Below are 6,000 nucleotides of genomic sequence, written 5' to 3'. Positions count from 1 at the left end.
ATACCTCACGCCCCTCGAGATCCGCCAGCGGCACCTGCAAGGTCACACCCTCGCGGCGTAGACGGAGAGTGTCCAGCCGCAGGGTGGAGCTTCAGCGGAGCGGGAAGGATGGCTCGGGGAGATCGAAATACTCGAGACCAGTCTCGCTGCGGCCAAAGAGAAGATCGCCCAAAATCGACGCGGAGAAGGCCCGCACGTCGACCGTCGTTCACCTCGGCCTGCCCACCTTCAGCCAAATCGCCTGCTGCAGCACCGACGCCGGAGAGCCCCAGTCATGATCCAGTCTGAGCCTGCGACCGGGACGTCGAGGCCCGCTCGCCTATCAGTGGGGCATGTCGTCTGAAAACCCCTTGCTCCCCGGTCCGCCTGCTTGGTGGGATGCAGAGGTTTCGGCGGCGTGAGGGGACAGGCTTGGCGGTGTTCGGGTGTGCGGGCTGCGGTGTGGCGCTGACGGTGGCAGTGTCGGAGGTGGCGTTGCCGATCCACCTGGCCGACACCCACTGGGAGAAGCTGCACCCGCCACTGCTGGAAGCCGGGACCTACGCCGTCGACCCAGCACCCTACGGGCCGCCGTGGCGGCAGTGGGATGAGGTCGGGGCGCGTGAGGCGGCGGAGCGGGGGCGCTTCGCGCCGTTCGGCGCACTGTCTGACGGGCCGTCGGACACCGTCCTCCTCGCGCCCGGCGACATGCGTGGCACCGGGCTGATCCTCGAGCGGGCCGGGGGCTACTGCATGGGGATCGACGGGAGGGACGGACCGAACCTTGCCTGCCTGGGCTGCGATCTGCCGGTCGGCACGAGGATGGACGATTGCGGATGCTGGCAGGTAGTCCGGCTCGTCCCGCAAGCGGTGGTGCGACTGCCCGGCCCGCCGGAGCGGCCGGTCATGGATTGGGCGGAACTGCTGGCCACCGGGGCGCTGTGGCATCGGCTGAGCGAGTACCGGGACATCCCGGCAGGAGTGGCTCTCGCCCAGGTGGTGGTGGCTGCCGGGGGCGTGCCGGTCGAGGCGGCGCCCGGACCGGTCGCTGAGCTCCTCGGCCGGGCACTCGGTGCGCTTCTGCCCGCAGGGGAAGGTGCGAAGAGGCTCGACCTGGCAGGGCCGGGGTTCGGCGAGCCGACCAGCGACCTGGTGCTGGTGCCGGTTCATCCGCAGACCGGAGACGTGTGGCAGCCGCGTGCCGGGGCGGTGCCGGTACCTACGGATGCCGCGCTCTGGGCCGAGCTCGCCTTCCCGCCGCACCGGACCCGGCTGCCGGCGGTCGGCGGGCTGCCGACCGGCGTGGAGCGGGACGACCCGCTGCCGCCGCACCCGTGGTATCCGTTCCAGCCGTCCAGGGAGGCGTTCCGGTACACGCTCGCGCGGATGCCCGCCGTCAGGGAACCGTGGCTGCAGGCGATCTACGACCGAGGGTGCTGACCCGTCAGGGGCAGTGCGGACCAGACGTTGGGTTCGACGTAGACGGCGTAGTCATCGACCAAGTCGCAGCTGGGACCAGGACGCCCCCTGATCACACATGGCTGACCGACGTCACACATTCAACCTCAGCAGCAAGCGCGCTGTTGGGCCCGGGTCACCAGATCGGCCGCCCGGGTGCGGAGCTGGAGGACCTCGGGGGGTGCGACCGTTACGCCGGATTCGTTGGGGTAGCTCAGGCCGGACGGGGAGCGATCGGCCGGGCGCGGTCGAGGAGTTCGCGGACGTGGGGGTTGCGCTGGTGCGGGCGGGTCGCTGAGAGCATCGTGCGGAAGCGGTCGTCGGCCCGGCCGGACTGGACATGGGGGAAGTCGTCCAGCGCGAGGTTCCACCCCTGCACGGCTTCCTCCAGGCGGCCGGCTTCGAGCTGCCATTCCGCGAGCATCGCACGGTGGCGCACACGGGCACGCCGGTACACCGCGGGGCGGACCTTCTCGGAGTGCTGGAGGGCGCGGATCGCGCCTTCGCGGTCGCCCAGTTCGTAGTTGACCTGGGCGACGTGGTACGAGAGCGAGGCTGGGTCGTAGGAGCCGTGGGCCTTGGCCTTGGACTCGGCTTGTTCCATGGAGACTTCGGCCGCGCGGAGCATGGCCAGGGCGCCGGCGCGGTCGCCGGTCTGGGCGAGGGCGTGGGCCTGCTGGCCGGCGAGGAACGCGCGCATCCTCGGTCCAGCCTCGGGTGAGGCGGCAGCGGCGGCGTTGGCGTACCGCAACGCGGGGGCGCCGTGGCCGAGTTCGACGGCCTGGACGCTCATGCCCCGCAGGGTCGTGCAGTAGGTCAGGTGGTCGCCGGCCGCCAGAGCGAGCTCCAGGGCCTTGGTGTAGTAGCTCTGGCCGAGCAGGTCCAGGCGCTCGTCCACGGCCATGTAGCCGGTTAGGTAGAGGTGGTCGGCGGCGGCCGACAGCATCGCCTTGCGGACCTCGTCGGAGGCGGTGGCCCTGAGGAACGGGGCGATGTTGTTGACCATGAACGCGGCGGCCATCGGGCGGGCGGTCCGGCCGCCGAACTGGTCGTCCAGCTCGCTGATCTTCTCGGTCATGGCGATCACGGACTCGACCTCGGCCATGCCGATCCGCGTGTGCGGGTCGGTCTTGAGCCGTTCGAACCGCCCGAGGTGGTCGGGCCAGCCGGGGATGGTGAGGGCGACCGAGTACAGGCCCGCCCCGAGTACGCCCCTGCGCGATGGGTCCATGTCCACAACCCCCAAATCGATCAGTCCCGCCACCGTATCCGTGGACTGGGGTTGAACGTCAGGCTCATCGGCGAAGCCCGCCTCGAACGCGGTGACCGGCCGCCCCAGGCGGCGGGTCAGTGCCTCCAGGGCCACCGTCCGGTACTTCGCCATGGGGCGGGTGCCCGAGAGCCAGTGCGAGACGGCTGACTCGTCGTACCGCAGCTTGTACCCGGCCTCGGTGCCGGCCCGGTTGACCGCCCGCGCGAACTCGCCGTTGCTCGCCCACCGGCACTCGGCGACCAGGGCCGCGAGCTTGCCGTTCGGTGTCCGTTCGCGTGCCACCATCGCCGCCCCCGGGCCAGGTTTCAAGGGTTTCAAGCATCCGGGGTGTCTCTACCGTGTTCACGCCCAGCGCACACCTGTTGACTTGATGTCAGGCCGAGCGAGAGCCCCGGAAGCGGCGGACCGCCTCGGCTTCACGATCGGCGGCACCGCCCACCCGCTCGTCCATTCCCGGGTGGCCGGTGCCGCTCTCCAGGCCAGCGCCGAAGGGTTCCTCACCGTGGTCGTGCACTCCCATGTCTTCTTCCTGACCCGAGACCCGGTCTCCGTGCCCGTCGCCCGTCGCAGGGTGAGGGCCCGCATCGTCAGCTGGGGCGTCCGGCTCGACGAGGACTCCCGGCTCGCGCTGGACACGGTCACCTCCGAGCTGGTGACCAACGCCGTCCGGCACACCCAGCGGCCGATGCTCACCGTCGCCGTCTACGTGAGTGTCTCGCTGCGGCGGGTCCTGGTCGAGGTCTACGACGGCTCGATCGCGCTGCCCCGGCGCGAGCGGGTCGGCGCGGACGGGGAGAGCGGCCGGGGGCTGGAGCTGGTCGAGCACCTGGCCCTGGCTCACGGGGCCGAGCGGACCGAGCGGGGCACGCGGGTCTGGGCGGAGCTGGCCCTTCCCGAGCAGCCGGTGACCCGGCGCCAGCTCATGGCCACCCCGCGCCGCGCGGTGCGGGCCGCCCTGCGCGTGCTACCACGCCCCGGGTGGGCCCCGATACGGCCGCCGTTCGTGCCCGGCAGTACCCGTCCCCGCACCGCCGCCTGAACCGCCACCACGCCGAAGGGGCGAGACCTGATAACCGATGTGACCAGCGCCGATGGGATCTCGGCCGCCGCGGGCTGCGGACCGGCATCGAGTGGTCCACCACCGGGGCCGCCCGCGCCCGGGCTGCCCAGCTCGTCGCCGAGCACCGTGCCCGCAGCCAGGAGATCGTCCGCAACCCACACCTGGCCGCCGACTGGGCCCGGGCCGCCGTCCGCGCCCCGCACCTGCTGGCCGCCGTCCAGGACGCCATCGGGCCGGACGTTGCCGTGGAGAACACCTTCCTCGTGGTGAAGTGGCCCAACCGCGCCTTCGAGATCCCCTGGCACCAGGACGGCATCGACGCCCGGGTCGAACTCGACCCCGACCGGTCCGTCTCTGCCTGGCTGGCCCTCAGCGACGCCACCCTCGACTGAGCACACGGGCCCGGTGGCCGAGCCGGGTCAGGATCCGGTCGACGTCGCTCGGGTCGAGCCGCTTCCCAGCGGAGTCGAGCAGCAGCGGCCCCTCGGTGCGGCCGGCGGTCTGGGTGTCCAGCAGCTCGGCGGTGAAGGTGGACAGCGGCAGGATCCGCTCCTTGTTCTCCTTACGGGTGACGTCGAGGAAGGAGCGGCGGCCGCGTTCGATCCGAGCGGACACGTCGGCGGCGCACATCTCCGAGACCCGACCGGCCAGGGTGTGGAGGAGGGCGACGACGGTCAGGTCGAGGCCCGTCTCGGCAGCCGCGTACAGCGCCTGGATCTCCGCCTCCTCCAGCACCGGCGTGCTGGAGGAGGAGTTGCCCTTGTCGATCCGCGGCAGGTCGTCGCGCAGCACCGGGTTGCGCACCCCCTCGCGGCGCTCGGCGACGTAGACGTGCATGGAGGACAGCGAGCGCAGGTACCGGGCAATCGTGGTCGGACGCAGTCCCTGGGCCTCCGCGCAGATCCGCCAGGCGGTGATGTCCTCGGCGGTGAAGCAGCCGACGAAGAGCCGCTCGTGGCCGAGCTCGGCCGCGTAGCCGGCCCAGACCCGGCGGACGTCGTCCACGTAGTTCCGCTTGGTCTCCACCGAGGCGCGACGGGTCGAGGAGATACACTGGAGCACCAGCAGGAAGGTGTCCGGGGTGACCGCCCGGGCGAGGAGCTCGGCCCGGGGGGTGTAGAAGCGTTCCTGGCCGGTCTGGCCGGTCTGCACCCGCCCGAGGTCGGCCATCAGCTTCTTGAAGACCGCGTCCTGCAGCGCGGAGGAGGGCAGCGCCGGTGCGGGCCCGTGGCCGGACCGGTCTACCTGGTGGGTGGTCATCGCTCACCCCCGGCGGTGCGGGCGCTGGCCCGCAGGGTGTAGACGGCGCGGGCGGGGTTGCCGCGGAATAGCAGCCCGGCGCGTTGCAGCCGCCGCAGGATCTCGCGGGCCCGCTTGTCCGTGACCTGGTGGCCGGCGGCGCCCAGGGCTGCGACCGCGCGGCGGGTGTCCCAGTCGCCGCTCTCGGCGAGGGCCGCGCGGAGCAGGGCCTCTTCCTGCGGGCTGAGCTCGGCGGGGTCCTCCTGCGGCTGCGGCGGCTGGTCCTTGCCGTACCGCTCCCAGGCGGCCTGCTTGGACAGGCCGAGGGCCTCGCCGATCTGCGCCCAGGAGTAGTCGAGGTACGAGGCGCGCTGCGCGGCGGTGCGGGTCTGGTCGGGGAAGCCTCCGCCGGCGAGCCGGACGGCGGCGAGCGCGGCCATCGGCTTGTCGTCCTCAATCAGCGCCTCCAGCTGTTCGGCGACGGTGTGCACGGCGTCGGCGAGGGCCGCCGGCGGGACGGTGGTGGCGAGCGCGGCGGCGTGGCCGGTGCGCCACTCGGCCTCGGCCGCCCGCTCGGCGGGGGGAACGCTGGCGAAGGCGGCCTTCTCGGCGGCGGGAACGCCGTCGGAGGCGGCCCGTCGGCGGGCCGCGCGCGGGATCTTCGGCTCGGCGCCGGTCCAGCCGCACGAGCAGGTGGCGACCAGCAGCCCGGGATAGGAGTCGTAGGGATCGTGCTGGTCGTCCAGGTCGAGGACGGGCTGGGGCTGGAAGCGGTGTCCGTCGAGGTCGAGCTGAGGCATCGTCACAAATCGTCAGGATTCCATTACGCCCCGCAGGTCGTCAAGCGAGCATGACGCCGAGCGAGATCCGTCAAGTCTCCATGACGGCTCGCCCCGCCTGTCCTCGGTTCGAGGACAGGGGACTCAGGTCCCTTGGGTAGCGGATAACAAGACGTTATCCGCTACCTGTCAAACTTGAGGGCGACCTGCTG

The 6,000-nt window shown here is 71.9% G+C and carries 6 protein-coding genes; 3 read left to right on the top strand and 3 right to left on the bottom strand.

What is annotated here, in order from left to right; all coding sequences use genetic code 11:
• Positions 1 to 411: 411 nt before the first annotated feature.
• On the top strand, positions 412 to 1,419 hold the full coding sequence (locus ABT263_RS25265; protein WP_502885858.1) for a hypothetical protein: 1,008 nt from the start codon (positions 412 to 414) through the stop codon (positions 1,417 to 1,419).
• Positions 1,420 to 1,651: 232 nt separating this feature from the next.
• Here ABT263_RS25265 and ABT263_RS25260 read toward each other — a convergent pair whose 3' ends face one another.
• Positions 1,652 to 2,995 carry an NsdA family TPR-like regulatory protein gene (locus ABT263_RS25260; protein WP_352293510.1) on the bottom strand — a complete coding sequence of 448 codons (1,344 nt, stop codon included), beginning with the start codon at positions 2,993 to 2,995 and terminating at the stop codon, positions 1,652 to 1,654.
• An 85-nt stretch (positions 2,996 to 3,080) separates the two neighbouring features.
• Here ABT263_RS25260 and ABT263_RS25255 point away from each other — a divergent pair, with 85 nt between their 5' ends.
• Entirely contained in the window at positions 3,081 to 3,749 is a 669-nt protein-coding gene (locus tag ABT263_RS25255) for an ATP-binding protein (protein WP_352293507.1), read from the top strand.
• On the top strand, positions 3,689 to 4,162 hold the full coding sequence (locus ABT263_RS25250) for a phytanoyl-CoA dioxygenase family protein (protein ID WP_352293503.1): 474 nt from the start codon (positions 3,689 to 3,691) through the stop codon (positions 4,160 to 4,162). Before ABT263_RS25255 ends, ABT263_RS25250 begins: the two co-directional genes overlap by 61 nt.
• Here ABT263_RS25250 and ABT263_RS25245 read toward each other — a convergent pair.
• A complete protein-coding gene (locus tag ABT263_RS25245; protein WP_352293500.1) occupies positions 4,140 to 5,030 on the bottom strand; it encodes a tyrosine-type recombinase/integrase in 891 nt (296 codons plus the stop codon). The genes ABT263_RS25250 and ABT263_RS25245 overlap by 23 nt on opposite strands.
• Positions 5,027 to 5,815: a hypothetical protein gene (locus tag ABT263_RS25240; RefSeq protein ID WP_352293497.1), complete on the bottom strand. Its 789-nt coding sequence runs from the start codon at positions 5,813 to 5,815 to the stop codon at positions 5,027 to 5,029. The genes ABT263_RS25245 and ABT263_RS25240 overlap by 4 nt, the downstream gene beginning before the upstream one ends.
• Positions 5,816 to 6,000: the final 185 nt, after the last annotated feature.

The organism is Kitasatospora sp. NPDC001603, assembly GCF_040298365.1.
Classification (GTDB): domain Bacteria; phylum Actinomycetota; class Actinomycetes; order Streptomycetales; family Streptomycetaceae; genus Kitasatospora.
This window is presented reverse-complemented; position numbering and strand designations above follow the sequence as displayed.